This window comes from Cupriavidus sp. USMAA2-4 (genome assembly GCF_001854305.1).
Lineage (GTDB): Bacteria > Pseudomonadota > Gammaproteobacteria > Burkholderiales > Burkholderiaceae > Cupriavidus > Cupriavidus malaysiensis.
The window spans coordinates 3,769,058-3,790,425 of the sequence record NZ_CP017748.1 but is presented as its reverse complement, the minus strand read 5'-3'; the positions used below and the strand labels follow the sequence as shown (position 1 = coordinate 3,790,425).

At 69.1% G+C, this 21,368-nt stretch carries 20 protein-coding genes and 1 tRNA gene; 12 read left to right on the top strand and 9 right to left on the bottom strand.

All coding sequences use genetic code 11. The features are described 5' to 3' along the window. Window positions 1-27: 27 nt before the first annotated feature. Window positions 28-1,980, bottom strand: a complete 1,953-nt coding sequence (locus tag BKK79_RS16860; protein ID WP_071038106.1) for an ATP-binding cassette domain-containing protein — start codon at window positions 1,978-1,980, stop codon at window positions 28-30. Between the two features lie 441 nt (window positions 1,981-2,421). On the opposite strand from BKK79_RS16860, the gene BKK79_RS16855 reads away from it, so the two are divergent. Further along, on the top strand, window positions 2,422-3,603 hold the full coding sequence (locus tag BKK79_RS16855) for a benzoate/H(+) symporter BenE family transporter (RefSeq protein WP_071038563.1): 1,182 nt from the start codon (window positions 2,422-2,424) through the stop codon (window positions 3,601-3,603). 317 nt (window positions 3,604-3,920) lie between these two features. After that, window positions 3,921-4,253, top strand: coding sequence for a DMT family transporter (locus BKK79_RS16850; RefSeq protein WP_071014496.1), 333 nt, complete (start codon window positions 3,921-3,923; stop codon window positions 4,251-4,253). Between the two features lie 278 nt (window positions 4,254-4,531). On the opposite strand, the gene BKK79_RS16845 is transcribed toward BKK79_RS16850, so the two are convergent. Beyond that, a complete protein-coding gene (locus tag BKK79_RS16845) occupies window positions 4,532-4,744 on the bottom strand; it encodes a hypothetical protein (RefSeq protein WP_071038562.1) in 213 nt (70 codons plus the stop codon). Window positions 4,745-4,943: 199 nt separating this feature from the next. Between BKK79_RS16845 and BKK79_RS16840 the strand changes: the two genes are divergently transcribed. After that, window positions 4,944-6,530: a phosphoethanolamine transferase gene (locus tag BKK79_RS16840; RefSeq protein ID WP_071038105.1), complete on the top strand. Its 1,587-nt coding sequence runs from the start codon at window positions 4,944-4,946 to the stop codon at window positions 6,528-6,530. 31 nt (window positions 6,531-6,561) lie between these two features. Here BKK79_RS16840 and BKK79_RS41945 read toward each other — a convergent pair whose 3' ends face one another. Beyond that, window positions 6,562-6,693, bottom strand: a complete 132-nt coding sequence (locus tag BKK79_RS41945) for a hypothetical protein (protein WP_257786732.1) — start codon at window positions 6,691-6,693, stop codon at window positions 6,562-6,564. Window positions 6,694-7,090: 397 nt separating this feature from the next. Here BKK79_RS41945 and BKK79_RS16835 point away from each other — a divergent pair, with 397 nt between their 5' ends. Together BKK79_RS16835 and BKK79_RS16830 are read left to right on the top strand one after the other, a co-directional pair. After that, window positions 7,091-7,288 carry a hypothetical protein gene (locus tag BKK79_RS16835; RefSeq protein ID WP_071014500.1) on the top strand — a complete coding sequence of 66 codons (198 nt, stop codon included), beginning with the start codon at window positions 7,091-7,093 and terminating at the stop codon, window positions 7,286-7,288. A gap of 55 nt (window positions 7,289-7,343) precedes the next feature. After that, window positions 7,344-7,919 (top strand): DUF2939 domain-containing protein, encoded by a 576-nt coding sequence (locus BKK79_RS16830; protein ID WP_071038104.1) that lies wholly within the window; start codon window positions 7,344-7,346, stop codon window positions 7,917-7,919. A 96-nt stretch (window positions 7,920-8,015) separates the two neighbouring features. On the opposite strand, the gene BKK79_RS16825 is transcribed toward BKK79_RS16830, so the two are convergent. Further along, window positions 8,016-8,090: transfer RNA gene (locus tag BKK79_RS16825), tRNA-Arg, on the bottom strand. 303 nt (window positions 8,091-8,393) lie between these two features. Here BKK79_RS16825 and BKK79_RS16820 point away from each other — a divergent pair. Both BKK79_RS16820 and BKK79_RS16815 read left to right on the top strand, forming a co-directional pair. Then, complete coding sequence (locus BKK79_RS16820) at window positions 8,394-8,789, top strand: hypothetical protein (RefSeq protein WP_157128433.1); 396 nt, start codon at window positions 8,394-8,396, stop codon at window positions 8,787-8,789. A gap of 751 nt (window positions 8,790-9,540) precedes the next feature. Beyond that, window positions 9,541-11,400, top strand: a complete 1,860-nt coding sequence (locus BKK79_RS16815; protein ID WP_071038102.1) for a DEAD/DEAH box helicase — start codon at window positions 9,541-9,543, stop codon at window positions 11,398-11,400. Between the two features lie 169 nt (window positions 11,401-11,569). On the opposite strand, the gene BKK79_RS16810 is transcribed toward BKK79_RS16815, so the two are convergent. Beyond that, window positions 11,570-12,832 (bottom strand): SUMF1/EgtB/PvdO family nonheme iron enzyme, encoded by a 1,263-nt coding sequence (locus BKK79_RS16810; protein WP_071038101.1) that lies wholly within the window; start codon window positions 12,830-12,832, stop codon window positions 11,570-11,572. A gap of 95 nt (window positions 12,833-12,927) precedes the next feature. Continuing rightward, a complete protein-coding gene (gene egtD / locus BKK79_RS16805; protein ID WP_071038100.1) occupies window positions 12,928-14,061 on the bottom strand; it encodes an L-histidine N(alpha)-methyltransferase in 1,134 nt (377 codons plus the stop codon). A gap of 541 nt (window positions 14,062-14,602) precedes the next feature. Between egtD and BKK79_RS16800 the strand changes: the two genes are divergently transcribed. The 3 genes from BKK79_RS16800 to BKK79_RS16790 all read left to right on the top strand — a co-directional run bounded on the left by BKK79_RS16800 (window position 14,603) and on the right by BKK79_RS16790 (window position 16,726). Beyond that, window positions 14,603-15,307, top strand: a complete 705-nt coding sequence (locus BKK79_RS16800; RefSeq protein ID WP_071038099.1) for a TerC family protein — start codon at window positions 14,603-14,605, stop codon at window positions 15,305-15,307. Between the two features lie 127 nt (window positions 15,308-15,434). Then, window positions 15,435-16,229, top strand: a complete 795-nt coding sequence (locus BKK79_RS16795) for a thymidylate synthase (RefSeq protein WP_071014519.1) — start codon at window positions 15,435-15,437, stop codon at window positions 16,227-16,229. Further along, a complete protein-coding gene (locus BKK79_RS16790) occupies window positions 16,226-16,726 on the top strand; it encodes a dihydrofolate reductase (RefSeq protein ID WP_071014522.1) in 501 nt (166 codons plus the stop codon). The genes BKK79_RS16795 and BKK79_RS16790 overlap by 4 nt, the downstream gene beginning before the upstream one ends. Window positions 16,727-16,843: 117 nt before the next feature. Here the strand turns inward: BKK79_RS16790 and pmbA are convergent, their stop codons facing one another. Continuing rightward, window positions 16,844-18,223 carry a metalloprotease PmbA gene (gene pmbA, locus BKK79_RS16785; protein ID WP_071014525.1) on the bottom strand — a complete coding sequence of 460 codons (1,380 nt, stop codon included), beginning with the start codon at window positions 18,221-18,223 and terminating at the stop codon, window positions 16,844-16,846. A gap of 57 nt (window positions 18,224-18,280) precedes the next feature. On the opposite strand from pmbA, the gene yjgA reads away from it, so the two are divergent. Both yjgA and mog read left to right on the top strand, forming a co-directional pair. Beyond that, window positions 18,281-18,865 (top strand): ribosome biogenesis factor YjgA, encoded by a 585-nt coding sequence (yjgA, locus tag BKK79_RS16780; RefSeq protein WP_272481992.1) that lies wholly within the window; start codon window positions 18,281-18,283, stop codon window positions 18,863-18,865. Beyond that, complete coding sequence (gene mog / locus BKK79_RS16775; protein ID WP_071014531.1) at window positions 18,862-19,515, top strand: molybdopterin adenylyltransferase; 654 nt, start codon at window positions 18,862-18,864, stop codon at window positions 19,513-19,515. The genes yjgA and mog overlap by 4 nt, the downstream gene beginning before the upstream one ends. 14 nt (window positions 19,516-19,529) lie before the next feature. Here mog and BKK79_RS16770 read toward each other — a convergent pair whose 3' ends face one another. Next, on the bottom strand, window positions 19,530-20,411 hold the full coding sequence (locus BKK79_RS16770; RefSeq protein ID WP_071038098.1) for an AEC family transporter: 882 nt from the start codon (window positions 20,409-20,411) through the stop codon (window positions 19,530-19,532). Between the two features lie 129 nt (window positions 20,412-20,540). Continuing rightward, complete coding sequence (gene orn / locus BKK79_RS16765) at window positions 20,541-21,194, bottom strand: oligoribonuclease (protein WP_071014536.1); 654 nt, start codon at window positions 21,192-21,194, stop codon at window positions 20,541-20,543. Between the last annotated feature and the right edge of the window lie 174 nt (window positions 21,195-21,368).

Here is a 21,368-nt window from a genome sequence, read left to right as displayed (position 1 = left end):
CTGCAGGGGGAACGGCGCTCGCTATGCTCACTGGCTCTCGCCGCGGTGCTTCGCCTCCAGCACTTCCCAGCGCTCGAGCGCCTCCAACAGCTCCATCTCGATCTCGTCGTGGCGGGTGGCCAGCTGTGCCGCGCCGGCCGGGTCGCTGACATAGAGCGAGCCGTCCGCCAGGCGCGCCGAGATGGTCTTTTGCTCCGTTTCCAGGGCAGCGATGCGCTCCGGCAGGCCGTCCAGTTCACGCTGTTCCTTGTAGGAAAGCTTGACGGTGCGGTTGACGCCGCGCGCCTCGCGCCCTTCGCGCGCCTTGGATGCTTCGGCGACGGCCTCGCCGCCGCGCGCCTGCTGGGCCTGCTCGGCCTGGATCCGGGCCGCGCGCGCCGACTGCTGTTCCCAGTCGGCATAGCCGCCCACGTATTCGCGCCAGCGGCCGTCGCCCTCGGCGGCGATGGTGGAGGTCACCACATTGTCGAGGAAGGCGCGGTCGTGGGAGACCAAGAAGACAGTGCCGGCGTATTCCTGCAGCAGTTCCTCCAGCAGTTCCAGCGTATCGATGTCGAGGTCGTTGGTCGGCTCGTCCAGCACCAGCACATTGGCCGGGCGCGCGAACAGGCGCGCCAGCAGCAGGCGGTTGCGCTCGCCCCCGGACAGCGACTTGACCGGCGAGCGCGCGCGCTCGGGGGCGAACAGGAAGTCGCCCAGGTAGCTCATCACGTGCTTGCGCTGGCCGTTGATCTCGACCCAGTCGCTGCCCGGACTGATGGTATCGGCCAGCGAACGCTCCATGTCGAGCTGGCCGCGCATCTGGTCGAAGTAGGCGACCTGCAGGTTGCTGCCGTTGCGCACGGTGCCACTGTCGGGCGGCAGCTCGCCCAGGATCAGGCGCAGCAGCGTGGTCTTGCCGGCGCCATTGGGGCCGATCAGGCCGACCTTGTCGCCGCGCATGATGGTGGCGGAAAACTCGCGCACCACGGTGCGCCCGCCGAAGGCCTTGCTGACGTCGACCAGCTCGGCCACGATCTTGCCCGAGCGCTCGCCCTGCGCCACCTCCAGCTTGACGTTGCCCTGGGCCTCGCGGCGCGCCGCGCGCTCGCTGCGCATCGCCACCAGCCGCTGGATGCGCGACACGCTGCGGGTGCGGCGTGCTTCCACGCCCTTGCGTATCCACACCTCTTCCTGCGCCAGCAGCTTGTCGAACTTGGCCTGCTCGACCTGCTCGGCCGCCAGCAGCTCGGCCTTGCGCGCCTGGTAGGCGGCGAAGTTGCCGGGGAAGGACAGCAGGCGGCCACGGTCCAGCTCGACGATACGCGTGGCCACGCGGTCGAGGAAGGCGCGGTCGTGGGTGATCAGCAGCACGCTGCCGCGGAAGGCCAGCAGCAGGTCTTCCAGCCAGCGGATGGCAGCCACGTCGAGGTGGTTGGTCGGCTCGTCCAGCAGCAGGATGTCCGGCTCGGCCACCAGCGCCTGCGCCAGCGCCACCCGCTTCTGCGTGCCGCCAGAGAGGCCTTCGACGGCCGCCTTGGGATCCAGGCCGAGCTGCGCCAGGGTGGTCTCGACGCGGGTGCGCAACTGCCAGGCGCCGGCGGCATCCAGTTCCGACTGCAGGCGATGCAACTCGGCCAGCGCCGCCGCCTCGTCCGGCCCGCCATGCCCCTCGGCCACCGCTTCGGCCGCCACCTCGTAGCGCAGCAGCAGGTCGTGGGCGGCGCCCATGCCCTGCGAGACCGCGTCGAACACGGTCAGGCCGGGCTCGAACTGAGGCTCCTGCGGCACATAGGCCGACGTCACGCCATTCTGCCGGGAGATCAGGCCGTCGTCCGGCGCGGCGAGGCCGGCCACGATCTTCAGCAGGGACGACTTGCCGGTGCCGTTGCGGCCGATCAGGCCGACGCGCTCGCCGGCCTCCAGCGAAAAATCGGTGTGATCGAGCAATGCCACATGCCCGAAGGCGAGCTGGGCATCGGTAATGGAGAACAGGGCCATCGAAACGTCAGAGAGAATCCGGATCGGCGCGCCTGCCCCGTCCGTCGCGGGGCCTGCACGGTGCAGGCCGCATTGTAGTCGACGCCAGCAGCGCCGCGCCCCACCGCGCCCCGCGGGTGCCGCCCGCCGGCGCCAGGCAAAAAAAAATGGGCCCACGCCGGGGGCCCAAGAGTCTCTCCTCGGTGCCATGCTCGCAAGGCACAAGTCGAGCATAGCAAGCCCCCCTGCCCCCCTCCAGTCGGAAAAGTCCGTAAGGGAAAGCCCCGTCAGCCACCCGAACCGTTCGCGCGTCGGCCGACTTGCCGGGGCCGCCGGCGGATGCCGCAGCGGCCGCCACCGCCCGCAGGGCGCCGCTGGAGCCGCTTCGCAAGTCGTGCGAAGATGGCGGACCCTTCGCTTGCGCCGCCGGCGCCGGCCCTGCCGCCGGCACGCCCTGATCCGATGCCCCCTCGCCCCCTCCGCTTCGCCGACCTGTCCGTTTCCGCGCTGGTCGCGGGGCTGGTCGCCATGCTGACCGGCTATACCAGCTCGCTGGTGCTGATGGTCCAGGCCGGCCAGGCCGCCCACCTGTCCGCCGCGCAGATCGCCTCTTGGATCTGGGCGCTGTCGATCGGCATGGGCGTGACCACCATCGGCCTGTCGCTGCTGACGCGCGTACCCATCGTCATCGCCTGGTCGACGCCGGGCGCTGCGCTGCTGATCGCCAGCCTGCCCGGCGCGCCCTATGCCGAGGCGATCGGCGCCTTCGTGGTCGCGGCGCTGCTGATGGCCGCCGCCGGCCTGACCGGCTGGTTCGACCGGCTGATGCGTGCGTTGCCTGCCAGCATCGCCTCGGCCCTGCTGGCAGGCATCCTGTTCCGCATCAGCGTCGATGTGTTCGTCCAGGCGCAGCAGCAGACGGCACTGTTGCTGGCGATGTTCGCCGCCTACCTGCTGGGCCGGCGCTGGTGGCCGCGCTATGCCGTGCCCGGCGTGCTGCTGGTGGGCGTGGCGCTGGCCGGCGCGCTCGGCCAGCTGCATTTCGAGGGCTTCCGCTTCGCCGTCGCGCAGCCGGTCTGGACCACGCCGGCATTCTCGCTGCAGGCCTGCATCAGCATCGCCATCCCGCTCTTCATCGTCGCCCTCGCCTCGCAGAACATCCCGGGCCTGGCCGTCCTGCGCGCCGACGGCTACCAGGTGAAGGCCTCGCCGCTGATCACCGTGACCGGCCTGGCTTCGGCCTTGCTCGCCCCGTTCGGCTCCCACGGCATCAACCTGGCCGCCATCACCGCCGCCATCTGTACCGGCGTCCAGGCCGACCCCGACCGCGAGCGGCGTTATACGGCCGCGGTGGTGTGCGGCTTCGGCTACCTGGTGGCGGGTGTGCTGGCGGCCAGCATCGCGGCGCTGTTCGCCGCCTTCCCCAAGGCGCTGGTGGTGGCGCTGGCCGCCTTCGCCCTGCTCGGTTCGATCGCCAATGGGCTGACGGTAGCCATGCAGTCGGCGCAGGAGCGGGAGCCGGCCTTGCTGACCTTCATGATCACGGCTTCCGGTATGACGCTGGCGGGCATCGGCTCGGCGTTCTGGGGCGTGGTGGGCGGCATGCTGGCGCTGCTGGTGCTGCGCCAGCGAGAGCCGGGCTGAGCCGGACTGAGCCGGACTGAGCCGGCTCCGGCGCGGCGGCGCCGATCTCGCCGATCGAGTGCCCGTTGGGCGTCTGGGGCAGCACATGCCGCAGCGCGCGGTCGCGACGCTGCGCGAACCACCGGTAGCGAAGGTTTCCACACCAAGGTGGGGAAGGCGATAGCGCGGGAAGTTGGACCGAAGCCACACCCGCCGCGCCATCGCCGCCCTTTCCGCCACAACGCGCCGGGACTGGTCATGGCCCCAGGCACCGCGCCATTTATCATGTCGGGCGACGTTGCCGGCATCCCGCCGGCACGATTCCAGACCGTGGAACAATGAACAGCTACTTGCTCCTGGCCCTCGCCATCGTGGCCGAAGTGATCGCCACCAGCAGCCTGAAGGCCTCGCAGGATTTCACCCGGCTGCTCCCCAGCGTGCTCGTCGTGGCGGGCTACGTATCGGCCTTCTTCCTGCTGATGCAGGTGATGAAGACCATGCCGGTGGGTATCGCCTACGCAATCTGGTGCGGCGCAGGCATCGTCCTGGTCACGTTGATCGCCAGCGTGCTGTACCGCCAGTTGCCGGACCTGGCGGCCTGGCTCGGTATCGGGCTGATCGTCGCCGGCGTCGCGGTGATCCAGCTCTTCTCGAAGATGCAAACGCACTGAGCCAGCCAGTTCCGGTGCATCCCGCCTGGGGCCGGGCGCACGAGAGCATAAAACACCACAGGCTGCAAGCTGGATCATCCCCCGAAAGCTGCGGCTGATCCAGGTGCGGTACGCTGCTCGCCGCGCGAAGATTGCGCCTGGGCCGGTCATCCACGCCCAATTTCCCTTCCACGGCCCCCTCCCGGGGGCCGTCTTTCTCACCGGCGGCATGCCCCACGCCCGTCCCGCACGAACATCCCGGCCAAGACGAGATCATCGGCGGCGGCATTAGCGGCACTTCAGCTATTGGCGTCGATCCAGCGCATTGCCCAGGCGTAGGCCGCGTCCCTCGCCGCCTGCGCGCTCGCATGCTCCCGCCCCACCGAGCGCGTCTCCTGCACGATGGCCGCGTCCTCCCAGATCTCGCAGGAAGCCAGGTAGGAGCCGTCCCGGATCTGGTCGCAGAAGACGTGGACCACATGGCCCTTGTATTCCATCGTGTCGCTTGCCATCTCCATCTCCGCGCCGTGATTCCATCCTAGCACTTCATCCTCGGACGACTGGATTAAGAACTTTCCGAGAGAATTGCCATCCGAAAGCAGGTTGACAGCAAGCGGCTGGCAAAATGCCGGCCGCCGCCGAGGAAGCGGACCGGCGCCGGCATGCCCTCGCCCTCGCCAGACATAACCCGACAAGCACGCAGAGCCCCCGATGCATCAGGTCCCGCCCCCGCACCAGCGCGCCACACTGCCCGCTGCCCAGGTTTCGCTGCTGTCCGGCTGCGCGCTGCTAGGCGCCTGCGCCGCCCTGCTGCTGGAATGCGGTGTCCCCTGGCGGGACGCCGGCAAGACCGTGCTGATGCTGGCCTTGTCGCTGCTGATGACGCGACTGCTCCCCGCCAGTGCATGGGCGCGCATGCCGGCCATGGCCTGGTATGGGCTGCTGCTGGCCGACGCCGGCCTGGAAGCCTTCCTGCAAGGCGCCTACGGACTCTCGTCCGACTCCCCCGCCGTGCTGACCGCGCTCGGCAACACCAACCGCGACGAGGCCGGCGAATTCCTGCGCGCCCTGCCGCTGGGATGGACGGGCGGCGTCATCGCCATGCTGCCGCTGCTCTACCTGGCCTGCTGGCGGCTGGGGCGTCCACGCGCGCACGGCTGGCGGCCGGCGGCGTGCGTGCCGCTGGCCCTGTTCGTGGCCGCCCACTTCAATCCGACCGCGAGGGAGAAGAACCCCATCTTCGGCTGGGCCAGGGCGGTGGCAAAATACCGCGCCTGGCAGGCCGAACTGGCCGGCATGCAGGCACGCCAGCACAGCGCAGGGCAGTGGCTCGCAGCACAGCCGTTCCGCTACACAGGCCCGGAACGGCGCACGGTGGTGCTGGTGGTGGGAGAGAGCATCAATCGCGAGAACTGGCAGATCTATGGCTACGACCGCGCCACCTCCCCGCGGCTGGCCGCGCTGCGCGACGAACTGCTGGTGTTCGATGCCGTGACCTCGGGCGCCGGCACCACGGTGCCCGCCATGCGGGCCATGCTCACACTGGGTCCGGACGACAGCCGCGGGCCGGGCGTCACCGCGCTGGCGCGGCTGGCCGGCTACAAGACCTACTGGCTGAGCAACCAGGCCGACAGCTACCTGTGGACGCGCTACGCCGGCGAGGCCGAAGTGCGCCGGCAAGCCAACCGCGACCAGGACGGGCGCGACGCGGAAAGCCTCGACGAGTCCCTGCTGCCCATGCTCGACGCGGCCCTGGCCGATCCCGCCCCGCGCAAGTTCATCGTGATCCATATGCTCGGCGCGCACCCGCACTACGATATGCGCTATCCGGCCGAGTGGGAACCGTTCGCCGCACCCGACGAGATCGACCGCCAGCTTGCCGACCAGGGCCGCTGGCCCTGGATCCGCCTGGCGCGCCGGCACTACGATCGTGCCCTGCACTACCACGACGCGCTGCTCGGCCGCATGCTCGAATCCCTGCGCCGCCAGCCGCGTGGCGAGGCGGCCCTGCTCTATACCTCGGACCATGGCCAGGAGGTCGGTCATTCGCGCAACTTCGCCGGGCACGCGCCCGGGCGTCCGGCCGGGCATGCCGTGCCGCTACTGGTCTGGCCGCGGCACGCCAGCGCCCCGGAACTCCGCCTCGAATCGCGCCCCTTCAATACCGCCCGCCTGGAAGGCACGCTGGTCCCGCTGCTGCGCATCGAGACGCCGCTGGTGCACCCGCGCGACGATCTGCTGAGCGCACAGTTCGTGGCCGAGCCGCGCCATCCGGCACGGCACGCCTACCTCGAATGAAGGCGCGCACGGCCCGGCGACGCAGCCGCGCCTAGTGCGTCTTCACGAACGCCCACAGCAGGTAAGCCAGGGCCGGCAGGGTCAGGCCGGCGGCCAGGGCAAAGTAATAGCGCGCACCATGATGCGGCACATGTGTGTGGGGCGGATGGGAAACAGGCTTCATCTTGTCTTCCTTGGCAGGCTGTCGCACCGGAAGCGGGACATCGGCCCGGCAAAGGCGCCGCTCCCGGCGGGCCTTGTCACCTAAGCAAGACACAGGCCCGGCGCGCCTGCTCATTGAATTGGACCTGGAAGCCGGCGTGCCGTTGCGCGGCGGACACGTCCCGCCGTACACGGCGCGGAAACACACGTGACAAAGTCCCCACCCATGTAAGCAAGTGTATTCGGCGTTGCTTTGCCAAAGCGGCGCAGCGACAGTAAACCCTGTCGCCGGCAGCGAGGGCCCCGCGCAGCAACATCCGCCGCCTGGCCTTCCTGCCCGCCAGACCCCCTTCCTGTCTTTTCCGTCTTTTCCGTCTTTTCGGCGCGAGCTCCGGCAGCGCCCCGCCCAGGAGACAGCCATGCTCAGTGCACATGAACTCGCCGCGCTGATGATCGTCGACAGCACGCACGACCATCGGCAGCTCAACCCTGTCGACCTGCAGACGCTGGTCGACCGCAAGCTGGTCAGCCTCGAGCGCGACACCGGCAGCTCGCGCCGCCCGCGCCTGACCCACTGCGGCCGCCGCGTGCTCGACGTCGTGGCGCGCGCCGCGTGAGGGCTCCGGACACATCGCCGCGGATACGGCCACCAGGGCCGGACCAGGGAACCCCATGAAACGCAAGACCGCACTCGGCACGCTCGCGCTGCTCGTCACCGCGCTGGCAAGCAGCTACGCCAGCCCCTATTGGACCCTGCGCCAGATGCACGCCGCCATCAAGGCACACGATGCGCAAGCCTTCTCCCGCTACGTCGACTACCCCGCCCTGCGCGAAAGCCTGAAAGCCCAGGCCCTGCTCTCCCTGCAGCAACGCCTGGGCCTGTCCGGGGCCAGCGAGGCTCCGCTGGCAGGCGTGGGCCGCCTGCTTGGCATGGCGATGGTCGGCACGGTGATCGATGCCATGGTTTCGCCCGCCGGCGCGATGGCCCTGATGGCACGGGGCGAAGCCGGAGCGCCGACCGAACCGCCTGCGCAACCCGGCCCCGCCGTCACGCCCGACGACGGCCAGGCCACGCGGCCAGCGCGCGAATCGCTGCGCTACGACGTTTCCTACCGTGCCTGGGACCGTGTCGACGCCTCCGCCACGCGCGCGGATGGCGAGCGCATCGTGGTCGAACTGCGCCGGGATGGCTTGTGGTCGTGGCAATGGTCGGGAGTACGGCTGCCGGGACTGGCGACGCGGCCATGACGGCGCCCGCCTGGCGCCCGCCTTACAAGGCAAGGCGCAAGTCAGAAGTGGAGCGGAACTGTTTGGATGTTGGGAACCACCGCCTGCGATGTGGGGTGGTCCCGCCGACAGGAATCGAACCTGTATCTAGCGCTTAGGAGGCGCTCGTTCTATCCATTGAACTACGGCGAGCGGACAGGAAACAGCTTGCCGGCCGGTGCAGCGCGCTGTGCACCATGGGCCCGCGACCCGGAAGGTACTGTACTATCCCGGGACATGCAAAGCAGCCGGCACGACCGGTGCGGAAGATCCACTCCGGACGGCTTGCCGGCCGTTGGCACATGGCACCGCATGGCACCTGGAGTCCGGTCGGGAAGCAGGCGCGGAGTATAGCAGACTATGCTTGCGCGCCGGCCTGCAAACCCTCTGCTGCGGAGACGGCTGCGGCCGCCCGCAGGGGCCGCGACTGATCAGCAGGACAACAAGAAAAACATCATGTTCCACAGGGTAAGAACGCAGGCAAGATGCGCGGCGGTCGCCGTGCTCGCGCTCGTCGCGGCCGTACTGGTGTCGGCCTGCGCCACGCGCTGGCAGGACAAGCTCAAGATCGAGGCGGAGCAGCACCTGCAGCAGGGCGAGTTTTTCGCCGCGGCGCGCAATGTGGCGGCAATCGACGAACGGTTTCCGGATGATGCCGCGCCGCTCTGGCCAATGCTGACGGCAGAACCGGCCCGTTCACGCCTGGCCGTCACGGCGCCCGCCGAACTGGCCACGCCGGCCTGGCAGACCGAATCCGGCCTGCGCGACGACGCATCGCGCGGCCCATCGACGGACTCAGGGCGGACCTGGTCAACGCAATCGCGACTCAGGATACTGGCGTTCCACCAATGAAAAGCCCGCCAATATCCTGGCGGGCTGGACGTGGACGGGACCGGACCTCCTGGGTCAATACCGGCAGCATTCCGGTTCGCGCTTCACGCCAGCAGGCTACCCATGATTCCGCCCATCACGCGGACGCCCATCCGGACCACCCGGACAGTCGCGGGAAACCTGGCAGTGGCGATACGAATCGTCATGCCGACGGCAAGCAGCAGGCAGATGCTGCAGAAGGTCGTCAGACTTCTCTATGTCCACCTCCGAGCCAGCCCCGATGGGGCCGGGCAAACCCAGTATAGGTCTGCCGCTGCAGGATGCCAACGCCGCCCGGACGGGAGGGGGCAGGCTGCCGTCACCAATTGTCACTTTTTCGCAGCGCAGCATTCTCCAGGATTTCTGCTATAATCCGCGCCGTGAGTTCGCACTGTGAGCTTTCCAGCGCTCCCCGATCCCGCATCGGAACCGCCTCCCGGCTCTCCAGCTCTGCCTCCCGCCTAACCGCCTCCACGGCGAAGACTGCCGGACAGAACGCTTTTCTCACCCGACGTCGCCTCGTCTCCGATCCTGTTGAGCAGCCCTCCGGGCCGCTTGCCTGCCAGGGACCCGCCAGCCAGTTGGTCTGCCGCCCCTGCCTGCCGCCGTACCGTCAGCTGCGTCTGTCGTAACGGCCTCACCGATTGGCGCCGAAGCCTTTTTAAGACTTTGCACTGCGCCCGCCCCGGAACCTTCCATTCACCGGGGTGCCTTGCACTTTGATGATTACGACATGACCCAGCACGATACCCGTGCGGAGCAAGCTATTGCCCCCGCCGCCGACGCCATTGCCACGTCCAGCCCGCTCGACAAGCTCGACGCGATGCTGAACGGCGAGCACGACGGCGCCGCCGCGGCCACCGAAACCGAACTGAGCGGCTTTGCCTCGCTCGGCCTCGATGCCGCCATCCTGCGCGCCCTGGCCGACCAGAACTACACCTCGCCCACGCCGGTGCAGGCGCAGGCCATCCCCGCCTTCCTCGCCGGCCGTGACCTGCTGGTCTCCAGCCAGACCGGCTCCGGCAAGACGGCGGCCTTCATGCTGCCCGCCATCCAGCGCATCAGCGAGAAGCCCGCGCCGAACCGTCCGCGTGCCGAGGAGCCGGTCAAGCGCATCAAGGGTCGCCGCCCCCGTCCGTCGCCGGCCCAGCCCGCGCTGCTGGTGCTGACGCCCACGCGCGAACTGGCGCTGCAGGTGACCGAGGCCGCCGCCAAGTACGGCCGCCACCTGCGCCGCATCGTCTGCGCCAGCATCCTGGGCGGCATGCCCTACCCCAAGCAACTGGCCATGCTGGCCAAGATGCCTGACATCCTGGTGGCCACGCCGGGCCGCCTGCTCGACCACATCGACGCCGGCCGCATCGACCTGTCCGCGCTCGACATGCTGGTCTTCGACGAAGCCGACCGCATGCTCGACATGGGTTTCGCCGATGACATCGACGCCATCGTCGCCGCGACCCCGGCCAGCCGCCAGACGCTGATGTTCTCGGCCACGCTGGATGCCCGCATCGCGCAGCTCGCCTCGCGCCAGCTGCGTGACCCGCAGCGCATCGAGATCGCCGCGGCACGCATGGACCAGAGCCATATCGAGCAGCGCCTGCACTTCACCGACGACATGTCGCACAAGGAACGCCTGCTCGATCACCTGCTGCGCGCCGCGGACCTGAAGCAAGCCATTGTCTTCACCGCCACCAAGCGCGATGCCGACTCGCTGGCCGAGCGCCTGTCCGACACCGGCTTCGCCGCCGGCGCCCTGCACGGCGACATGACCCAGGGCGCGCGCAACCGCACGCTGACGGCACTGCGCCGCGGCAACCTGCGCGTGCTGGTAGCCACCGACGTGGCCGCGCGCGGTATCGACGTGCCCGACATCACCCACGTGGTCAACTTCGACCTGCCCAAGCAGGCCGAGGACTACGTGCACCGCATCGGCCGCACCGGCCGTGCCGGCCGCTCGGGTATCGCCATCAACCTGGTCAACCATGGCGATATGTTCCAGTGGCGTCGCATCGAGCGCTTCACCAACCAGCGCATCGACGCCTCCGTGATCGAAGGCCTGGAACCGCGCCGCACGCCGAAGCCGCGCAGCGGCTTCGGCGGCAAGCCAGGCGGCGGCCGCGGTGACTTCCGCGGCAAGCCCGGCTACCGTGGCGGCCAGGGTGGCCAGGGCAGCGGCCGCGGTTTCGGCGACCGCAACTTTGGCGACCGCAGCTTCGGTGACCGCAATACCGGCGAGCGCAACACCGGTGAGCGCAACTTCGGCGAGCGCCGCTTCGGCGACGGCGACAACCGTGGCTTCGGCAATCGTGGCGGCTTCGGCGGTGGCGAGGGTCGCGGCTTCGGTCCGCGTGAGGGCGGCGAAGGCGGCTACCGCGGCCAGGGCCAGGGCCAGGCACGCGGCGAAGGCGGCTACCGCGGCGGCAATCGCGACGGCAACCGCAGCTTCGGCGACCGTAGCTTCGGCGACCGCAATGGTGGCGAACGCAGCTTCGGCGGCGAGAGCCGTGGCTTCGGCAACCGTGACTTCGGCGACAACAAGCGCGGCGGCTTCGGCGGCCAGCGTCCGGCCGGCCGCAACCGCTACGAGCGCTGAGCGGCGCCCAGCCTGAAGCGGCAATGAAAAAGCACCCCTCGGGGTGCTTTTTTCATGCCTCTGGCCCGCCCTGAATAAGGTTGACACGTTTCCCGCAGTGACGAGGAGCGCGCCTTCGAGACGGAGCGCAGGCGTACTGTGCCCCCCCCCGCGCCCGCCGGCGACGCATTCAGAGCGCGCAGCTGCGGAAGCCGACGAAGGCCAGGTCCGTCTCCGGCAGCAGGGCCGTTCGTGCACGCGGATGACGCTGGCGCCCCGGGCTGACGAAGGAACAGCCGCGCACCGCCTGGCAGATGCCGAACAAGCTGGTCATCCCCGCGTCGGCGGGCTGGGCGACGAAGCCGGCGTAGGGCTCGTAGGGGGTGGCGGTCCATTCCCGCACCATGCCCCAGGCCATGCCGCGGCTCTGCGCGGCAGCCCGCTCCCACTCCGCCTCGGCGGGCAGCCGGCGCCCCGCCCAGGCGCACCAGGCCTGCGCCTCGAACAGGCTGACGTGGCGCACCGGCTCATCCGGATTGAGCGTGCGCAGGGTACCGAAACGCTCGACCATCCAGGCCCGCGACTGCGGGTGGCGAGACCAGTAGCGCGGCGCCGAACGCTCCTGCGACATCAGCCACTGGCAGCCCGAGGCCGACCACCAGGCCGGATGGTCATAACCGCCATCCTCGACGAATTCAAGATACTGGGCATTGCTGACGGGCACCGCATCCATCTCGAAGGCCGGCACATAGGTCGGCTGGGGCGGCAACTCGTCGGGCAAGGCGAAGCCGTCGGCCTCGCTCCAGCCTTGGGTGAATCGCCCGCCGGGGAACTGCAGCGTGCCCGCCCGCAGCGCCGGCACCGTGGCGGCCGGCGTACCGCCCGCCGCACCGGCCGGCGCCACGCCCAGTGCCTGCAGCAGCGCCGCAATGCCTTCGCCCTGCGCGTCTTCGTGAAACAGGGCACGCCGCATGGGATAGAGCGTGGCATCGCCGTCATCGGGCAAGAGCGCCAGCCGGCTCAGCACCCCGTCGAGCACATCCGCGGCGTAGCGCTTGACCACCGAGACATCCGGCAGCGTGACTTCCCAGCGCTCGTCCGGGCCGATGCGTTCCGGGTCGAACCACTCGTCGGCGCCATCCAGCAGCGAGGCGCGGCCGGCCACCAGCAGGCGCGCCTCTCCGCGTTCGATCGTGCGCGCCTCGCGCAGGCACCACCACTCTGCATGCCAGGCGATATGCCCCAGCGTCCACAGCGGCGGATCGGCATCGTACTGGCGCGGCACATCCCAGCCGCGCCGCGTCTGGCCGAAGATGGCCAGCCACGCCAGGGTGCGGTTGCGCGTCTCGACGAGCGCCTGCGCGAGCGCCTCGCGCGGCAGCCGCCGCGCGTCGGCCCAGGCAGACTTGCCGCCGGTGAAATGCAGATCGGGAAGCATCGAGAAGCCGCTCATCCTCTTGCCCTGCCACAGAAGTTGGAATCGGCCCGGCGCGGCTGGCGCGTGGCCGGGTGCCGCGCATTATGACACCGCTGCCGCCGGCGCGCGGTTCAGGCCCGCGCGTGGAAGACCGCGAACCAGCCGCGCGCATCGGTCCAGCAGACCGGATCCTGGAAGCCGGCGGATTCCAGCATGCGGGCGAAGGCTTCCGGCTGGAACTTGTACGAGTCTTCGGTGTGGATGCGCTCCCCGGCGGCAAAGGAGCGCGCGCCGCCCGCCCAGCGCACGGTGAGATCGCGCACGGCCTCGAGATGCATCTGGATGCGCGAGCCGCCGCGCTCGAAGCCAGCCACGTGGCGCCAATCGGGCAGCGCAAAGTCGCTGCCCAGGATGCCGTTCACGTGGCGCAGCACGTTGCGGTTGAAGGCAGCGGTCACGCCCAGCGCGTCGTCATAGGCAGCACACAGCACCTCCTCGTCCTTGACCAGATCGACGCCGATCAGCAGGCCGTCGCCGGCATGTGCCTGGGCACGCAGCCGCCGCAGCAAGGCCACCGCGGCTTCCGGGGCGAAATTGCCGATGCTCGACCCCGGATAGAAGAACAGCCGGCGGCCCCGCGCCACTTCCTCGGGCAGCACCAGTTCCCCGCACAGGTCGGCGCCGAGGCCGAGCATCGGAATCTGCGGATACTGCTGCTGCAGGCAATCCAGCGTGTCCCGCAGGAATTCGACTGAGATATCCAGCGCCACGTATTGCGCCGGCCGCAGGCTGGCGAACAGGCCCGCGGCTTTCTGGCAGTTGCCCGCGCCGAGGTCGACCAGCACGCAGCCGCTGCCGGCGCGCGCCGCGATCGGCACGGCACAGGTTCGGAAGATCGATGCCTCGGTGCGCGTCGGGTAATACTCGTCGAGCGCGGTGATCGCCTCGAACAGGCGCGAGCCGAGCACGTCGTAGAACAACTTGGGACTGAGACTGGCCTGCCTGCGGCCGAGGCCGGCAATGACTTCCTCGCGCAGGGCGCCGTCGTCCTCGCGGTACTGCTGCACGAAGACGGGGCCATCCCGCCGTAGCGGCTCCTGATAGCCGTCGCGGCCATTGGCCAGCGCCAGCAGGCGCCCGCGCGCGGCCTCCGGCACGGTGGCGGCATCGTCCAGCTGCCTGCCATCGCGTTCGGCGCGCTCGTCGGGTTGGGCACCGCGGGGAGAGCGGCGCGAAAGGTGGAGCGGTGTGGGTGCAGCCGGCATGTCATCGTTCCTTATTGTGGGATACGGCACGTGCGAACCCGTCGGCCCCCGGGGCGGGCTCGGGGCCGCCCGGCCGCGGCCCGACCCAACAAGCATAGGTGCCAGGCGGCGGCTGCGCACCCCGGAGGCAGCGCAAGAGGCGGCCAGGCCTGCACTGCCCGCCATGCGGAACCCGTCACGAATCGGACGCCAACTTGCCGCCATGTGCTGGCATCTGGCCAAAAACCTGGGTAAAACCCTCATTCCTGCGCCGCCACAAGCCAGGACGTTCGTTTATAATGCTGCCCAGCGTAGCCGCCACGACATGGCGGCCACGTCCCTTCAAAGGGGAGTAGCTCCGGGGCCATGCCCTTAGCACAATCGTCATTCCGGGACAGTGTCCCCGGTTGTGCTGACGCCTTCACGGTTCGCCCACCGAACCGGCCGGCGTCGAGCAAGACCTTTGCAACCTGGCTTCATGGTTCGCAAAGGCGGTCATTCCTCCCCAGCTTCATGACTCCAGGCGTATCCAACGCAGCTATTCGTACTTGAGGAGTCGAAAATGGAGTGGTTTACCGACCTGTTCACCATGCAGTTCCTGACGGCGCTGGCGTCCATCGTCGTCATCGACCTGGTACTCGCGGGCGATAACGCGATCGTCATCGCGCTGGCCGCGCGCAACCTGCCCCCGCACCTGCAGAAGAAAGCCATCGTATGGGGCACGGTCGGCGCCGTGGTGGTGCGCTCGGCCATGACCATCGGCGTGGTCTGGCTGCTGAAGATCCCGGGCCTGATGCTGGTCGGCGGCCTGGCGCTGGTGTGGATCGCCTACAAGCTGCTGGCCGAGGACGGTGACGGCGACGAACACGGCGCCGGCGCCACCACCCTGTTCGGCGCGATGAAGACCATCATCATCGCCGACGCGGTGATGGGCGTGGACAACGTGCTGGCCGTGGCTGGCGCCGCACACGGCAGCTTCCTGCTGGTGGTGCTGGGCCTGCTGATCAGCATCCCCATCGTGGTCTGGGGCTCGGGCCTGGTGCTCAAGCTGATGGCGCGCTTCCCGGCCGTCATCTATGCCGGCGCCGGCGTGCTGGCCTTCACCGCGGCCAAGATGGTCTCGGGCGAGCCGCTGGCCAAGGCCTTCTTCGAGGCCAACCCGGTGGCGCTGTGGGGCCTGTATGCGCTGATCATCGGCGGCGTGCTGGGCGGCGGCTACCTGGCCAAGAAACGCCAGGCGCAGGCCCCCGAACCCGTCGGCAACTGAGGCGGCACCGGCGGCCGCGCGCGCCGGCCGCCGGCCATGTCGAGCAGCCGCTTGGGATAAAATGCGGGGCTTGCGTGGACACCCTGTCCGCCCCCCCCCCAAATCCGCAACCCCAGCGCCCGCGCCGATGAAACAGTATCTCGACTTCATGCGCCATGTGTACGAGCATGGCACCGACAAGGCCGATCGCACCGGCACCGGCACGCGCTCGGTCTTTGGCTACCAGATGCGCTTCGACCTGCGCGAAGGCTTCCCGGTGGTGACCACCAAGAAGCTGCACCTGAAGTCCATCATCCATGAACTGCTGTGGTTCCTGCAGGGGTCGACCAATGTGCGCTACCTGCAGGAGAACGGCGTCACCATCTGGGACGAATGGGCCGACGAAAACGGCGAGCTCGGCCCGGTCTACGGTTCTCAATGGCGCTCGTGGCCGGCCCCGGACGGCCGTCACATCGACCAGATCACCGAGCTGGTGGCGCAGATCCGCGCCAATCCCGATTCGCGCCGGCTGATCGTCTCCGCCTGGAACGTGGCGGACATCCCGCGCATGAAACTGCCGCCCTGCCACGCCTTCTTCCAGTTCTACGTGGCAGACGGCCGGCTGTCCTGCCAGCTCTACCAGCGCAGCGCGGACATCTTCCTCGGCGTGCCCTTCAATATCGCCAGCTACGCGCTGCTGACCCACATGATGGCGCAGCAGACCGGTCTCGAGGTGGGCGACTTTATCTGGACCGGCGGCGACTGCCACCTCTACAGCAACCACATGGAACAGGTGCGCACCCAGCTGGCGCGCGCGCCGCTGCCGCTGCCGCGCCTGCAGATCGCGCGCAAGCCGGACAGCATCTTCGACTACCGCTACGAGGACTTCTCGCTGGAAGGCTATCAGTCGCACGCAGCGATCAAGGCACCGGTGGCCGTATGACACTGCTGACCCTGATCGTGGCCAAGGCCCGCAACGGCGTGATCGGCCGCGACAATGCCCTGCCCTGGCGCCTGCCGGAGGACCTGGCCCACTTCAAGCGCACCACCATGGGCGCACCGGTGGTCATGGGCCGCAAGACCTGGGATTCGATCGGGCGCCCGCTGCCGGGCCGCCGCAACATCGTCGTCAGCCGCAACCCGGCGCTGCAGCTGGCCGGTGCCGAGGTGGCAACCTCGCTGGAAGAGGCGCAGCGGCTGTGCGTGGGCGCCGAACAGATATTCCTGATCGGCGGCGCCCAGCTCTATGCGGAGGCGCTGCCCAGCGCCGACCGGCTGGTGGTCACCGAGATCGACGCCGACGTGGAAGGCGACGCGCATTTCCCGGCGATCGACCGTTCGCGCTGGCTGGAAGTCTCGCGCGAAACGCACCGCAGCGAAGCCAACGGCTTCGATTACGCCTTCGTCGTCTATGAGCGCCCGCCGTCGGGCGAGGCATAGCCGGGGGAAGCATGGCCAGGCCGGCGCGCAAAGCGCGCCGGCATCAAGCAGAACGGGCGCCAAGGCGCCCGTTCTGCTTGATGCCCGGTGGCAAGCCGGCTTGGGCCGGCCGCCGCTTCAGTTACCGGCGATCGTCATCTGCTCGATCAGGATGGAGCCGGTCTCCTTGGTGCCGCGCACCAGGACGTCGGCGCCCACCGCGGCGATCTGGCGGAACATATCGTTCAGGCTGCCGGCGATCGTGATCTCTTCCACCGGATACTGGATCACGCCGTTCTCGACCCAATAGCCGGAGGCGCCGCGGGAGTAGTCGCCGGTCACGTAGTTGACGCCCTGCCCCATCAGTTCGGTCACCAGCAGGCCGGTACCCATCTTGGCCAGCATCGCGGCGAAGTCGTCGCCGGGCGCCGTCAGCGAGCTGCTGAGCGTCAGGTTGTGCGAGCCGCCCGCGTTGCCGGTGGTCTGCATGCCGAGCTTGCGCGCCGAGTAGGTGGAGAGGAAGTAGCCCTCCACCACGCCGTCGCGCACCACGTCGCGGGCACGCGTGCGCACGCCTTCCTCGTCGAAGGGGGCGCTGCCCATCGCACCCGGCACATGGGGCCGTTCATGGATCTGCACGTGCGGCGCGAATACCGCCTTGCCCAGCGAGTCGTACAGGAAGGTCGACTTGCGGTACAGCGCGCCGCCCGAGACCGCCTGCACGAAAGCGCCCAGCAGCCCCGCCGCCAGCGGTGCCTCGAACAGCACCGGACAGCGGCGCGTGCTCAGCTTGCGCGCATGCAGGCGCGCCAGGGCACGCTCGGCGGCGTAGCGGCCGATCTCCTCGGGCACCGCCAGGGCCTGCGGCGAGCGCTTGGAGGAATACCAGTCGTCGCGCTGCATGGCGCCGCCGCTGCCGGCGATCGGTGCGCAGGAAATGAAATGGCGCGAATACGGATAGCCGCCCATGAAGCCGCGCGAGGTGGCCAGCATGAACTGCGAGTGCTGGGCCGAGACGCTTGCGCCGTCGCTGTTGCGGATGCGTGGCGACACGGCAAAGGCAGCCGCCTCGGCGCGGCGCGCGATCTCGATCGCTTCCTCGGCATCCAGGGCCCAGGGATGGAACAGCTCCAGGTCTCGTGGCGCGTGCTCCAGCAGTTCTTCCTCGGCCAGCCCGGCGCAATCGTCCTCGGCGGTGAAGCGGGCGATGTTGTAGGCCGCCTCCACGGTTGCGCGCAGCGCCGACGGGGAGAAATCGGAAGTGCTGGCATTGCCGCGCCGCTTGCCGATCATTACGGTGACACCGACCACCTTGTCGCGGTTCTGCTCGATGGTCTCGACCTTGCCCTTGCGCACGGTGACCGACAACCCGCCGCCCTCGGAAATCTCGGTAGCGGCATCGGTGGCACCGAGCTCGCGTGCCACACGCAGCACATCGCTGGCCATCTCGCTCAGCTGGGCCGGGGTATAGGTGAAATGGGCGGTGAGATCGGCGGTCTGGTCCACGGTATGGTCCATGCAGTGGGGGCTTATCAAAAGTCCAAACGGCAATCATAGCAAGATAAAATGCGCACCATGACGCGAAACACCCAACACTCCCGCTTCCCCGGCGCCTTCGCGCCCGAACCGGAAGCCGACGACGAACCGAAGAGCAAGTCGCAGAAGAAGCGCGAGATGACCGCGCTGCAGGACCTCGGCGCCGAGCTCGAGGCCCTGCCCAAGGATCGCCTGGCCCGGGTGCCGATGCCCGACACGCTCTCCAGTGCGATCTATGAGGCACGCCGGACCACCAGCCACGAAGGCAAGCGCCGCCAGCTCCAGTATGTCGGCAAGGTGATGCGCACACTGGATGACGATGAGATCGAGGCGATCCGCCAAGCGCTGGAAGGCTTCAAGGGCACCAGCAAGGCGGAGACGGCAAGGCTGCACCTGATCGAACGCTGGCGCACGCTGCTGCTGGCCGACGACGAGGCGCTGACGCGCTTCCTGGCCGAGCACGCGGTCGAGGACGTGCAGGCGCTGCGCAACATCATCCGCAACGCGCGCAAGGAGCAGCAGCAGAACAAGCCGCCGCGCTACTTCCGCGAACTGTTCCAGGCCATCAAGACTGCGCTGGGCGGCGAGAGTCCCGACGCCGGCGCCGAGGAGCCCCAGGCATGACGAATCCGGCCACCCGGGCGGGCACGCAGCCCATCGCCCGCAACCACCCCGACGAACTGGTCGTGGGCCTGGTCTCGATCTCCGACCGTGCGTCGGCCGGCACCTACCAGGACGAGGGCATCCCGGCCCTGCGCGACTGGCTCGGCCACGCCCTCGCCTCGCCCTGGCAGGCCACCGAGAGGCTGATCCCGGATGAGCGGGCGCTGATCTCGCAGACCCTGATCGAACTGGTGGACGTGGCCGGCTGCGACCTGGTGCTGACCACCGGTGGCACCGGGCCGTCGCGGCGCGATGTGACGCCGGAAGCCACGCTGGCGGTCGGCACCAAGGAAATGCCTGGTTTCGGCGAGCAGATGCGGCAGATCAGCCTGCACTTCGTGCCGACGGCCATCCTGTCGAGGCAGGTCGCGGTGATTCGCGAGACACCCGGCCACGCGGCGCTGATCGTCAACCTGCCTGGCCAGCCGCGCGCCATCCGCGAGACGCTGGAGGGCCTGCGCGGCGATGACGGCAAGCCGCTGGTGCCGGGCATCTTCGCCGCCGTGCCCTATTGCATCGACCTGATCGGCGGTCCCTACATCGAGACCGACGAGACCGTGGTCAAGGCCTTCCGCCCGAAGAGCGCGATCCGCACCCAAAGCGCCGGCTGAGCGCCGGCGAGGCCTCAGCGCAGGCCGAGGTAGAGCCCCACCGGCACGAACAGCACGGCGCCGATATTGCCCAGCAGCACGATCGACGCGACCTGGTCCGGCTCCTGCCGGAAATGGTCCGCCACCAGGAAATTCAGCACCGCGGGCGGCAGCGCGGCAAAGACAAACAGCAGGCCGCGCTGCAACTCGGTCAGCGGCACCAGGCGCGCCAGCACGAGCGCGCAGGCCAGGCCGGTCAGCGGGCACAGCACCGCGCCGACCGCGCCCATGCCCCAGTTACGCAGATTGACGTCCTTCATGCGCACCCCGAGCGCGAACAGCATCAGCGGCACGGTGGAATCGCCCAGCAGCTTGATCGACTGGTAGACCGGCCCGGGCAGCGCGAACCACGGCCGCGCCAGCGACAGCCCCACGCCGGCCACCGTGGCCAGCACCATCGGATTGCGCGCGATCTGCGCGAGCGAGGCATGGCGGTTGACGATCTTCATGCCGAGCGTGAAGTGCATCAGGTTTGACGCCGCGAACAGCGCCACCGCCGGCGCCAGCCCGGCCTCGCCAAAGGCGAACACCGACAGCGGCAGCCCCATGTTGCCGCTGTTGTTGAACATCATCGGCGGCACGAAAGTGCGCGCATCGACCCCCATCACGCGGGCCGCCCCCCACGCCAGCAGCCCCGAACCCAGCACCACCGCCACCGCACAGGCCAGCAGCGCGAACTGGTCGGCCAGCACGAAGTCCTTGCTGACGAAGGCGGATACCACCAGCAGCGGCGCGATCACATCGAGCATGGCGCGGTTGATGCCGGCCATGTCGGGCCGCACGCGGCGCCCGTACAGCCAGCCGATCAGGATGATCAGGATGACCGGCGTGATGATGGAAACGATGCGGGCGAACATGGCGCGGGGCGAGGAGGCATGACGCGGTAGGGACCGCGCGCGCTGGCGCGGTGGAACAGGTGCCGCCAGCACCGCAGGGCGGCGGCGCGGCGGCGGCGCGGCGGCAGGGCGGCCCGAAGGCCGCCCGGTTCACTCCCGGGCCGGCGCGGCGCCGGCCGCGGGCGCGGCGGCGGAGGCGTCGGGCGCGACAGGGGCGGCGCTGGACTGGCGGATGAAGTGGGTACGGTAGTAGCGCAGTTCCTCCACCGACTCGAGGATGTCGGCCAGCGCGGTGTGCAGCTGGCGCTTGACGAAGCCCTTGTGCACGGCCGGTTCCCAGCGTTTGCACAGTTCCTTCAAGGTCGACACGTCGAGGTTGCGGTAGTGGAAAAAGGACTCCAGCTTGGGCATGTAGCGCGCCATGAAGCGGCGGTCCTGGCAGATGGAGTTGCCGCACATCGGCGACTTGCCGGCCGGAACCCAGCGCTTGAGGAAGGCCAGCAGCTCCGCCTCGGCCTGCTCCTCGGTCAGGGTGGAGGCCTTGACCTTGTCGATCAGGCCGGAGCGGCCGTGCGTGCCCTTGTTCCAGTTGTCCATGCCGTCGAGCACGGCGTTGTCCTGGTGGATCACCAGGACCGGGCCCTCGGCCAGGATATTGAGCTCGGAATCGGTCACCACCACGGCCACCTCGATGATGCGGTCGTGGTCGGGCGCCAGCCCGGTCATCTCCATGTCCAGCCAGATCAGGTTGTTCTCGCTCTTGACGGATTTGGTGGCGGCGCCGACGTGGGTATTGCTTGTCATCTGGACGATCGGGGAGGGAATCAGGGAAGTGGACGGAAACACCCGGAGCGGGCGGCGCCTCCACGCGGCGCGCGGACGGCGCCAGGGACGCCGGGCGCGAACAATTTATAATTCTCGCATAAGCGCCCGCACCGGGCGTCCGCGCCGCTTCCGCGCGGAGCCGGCGCCGCGGGC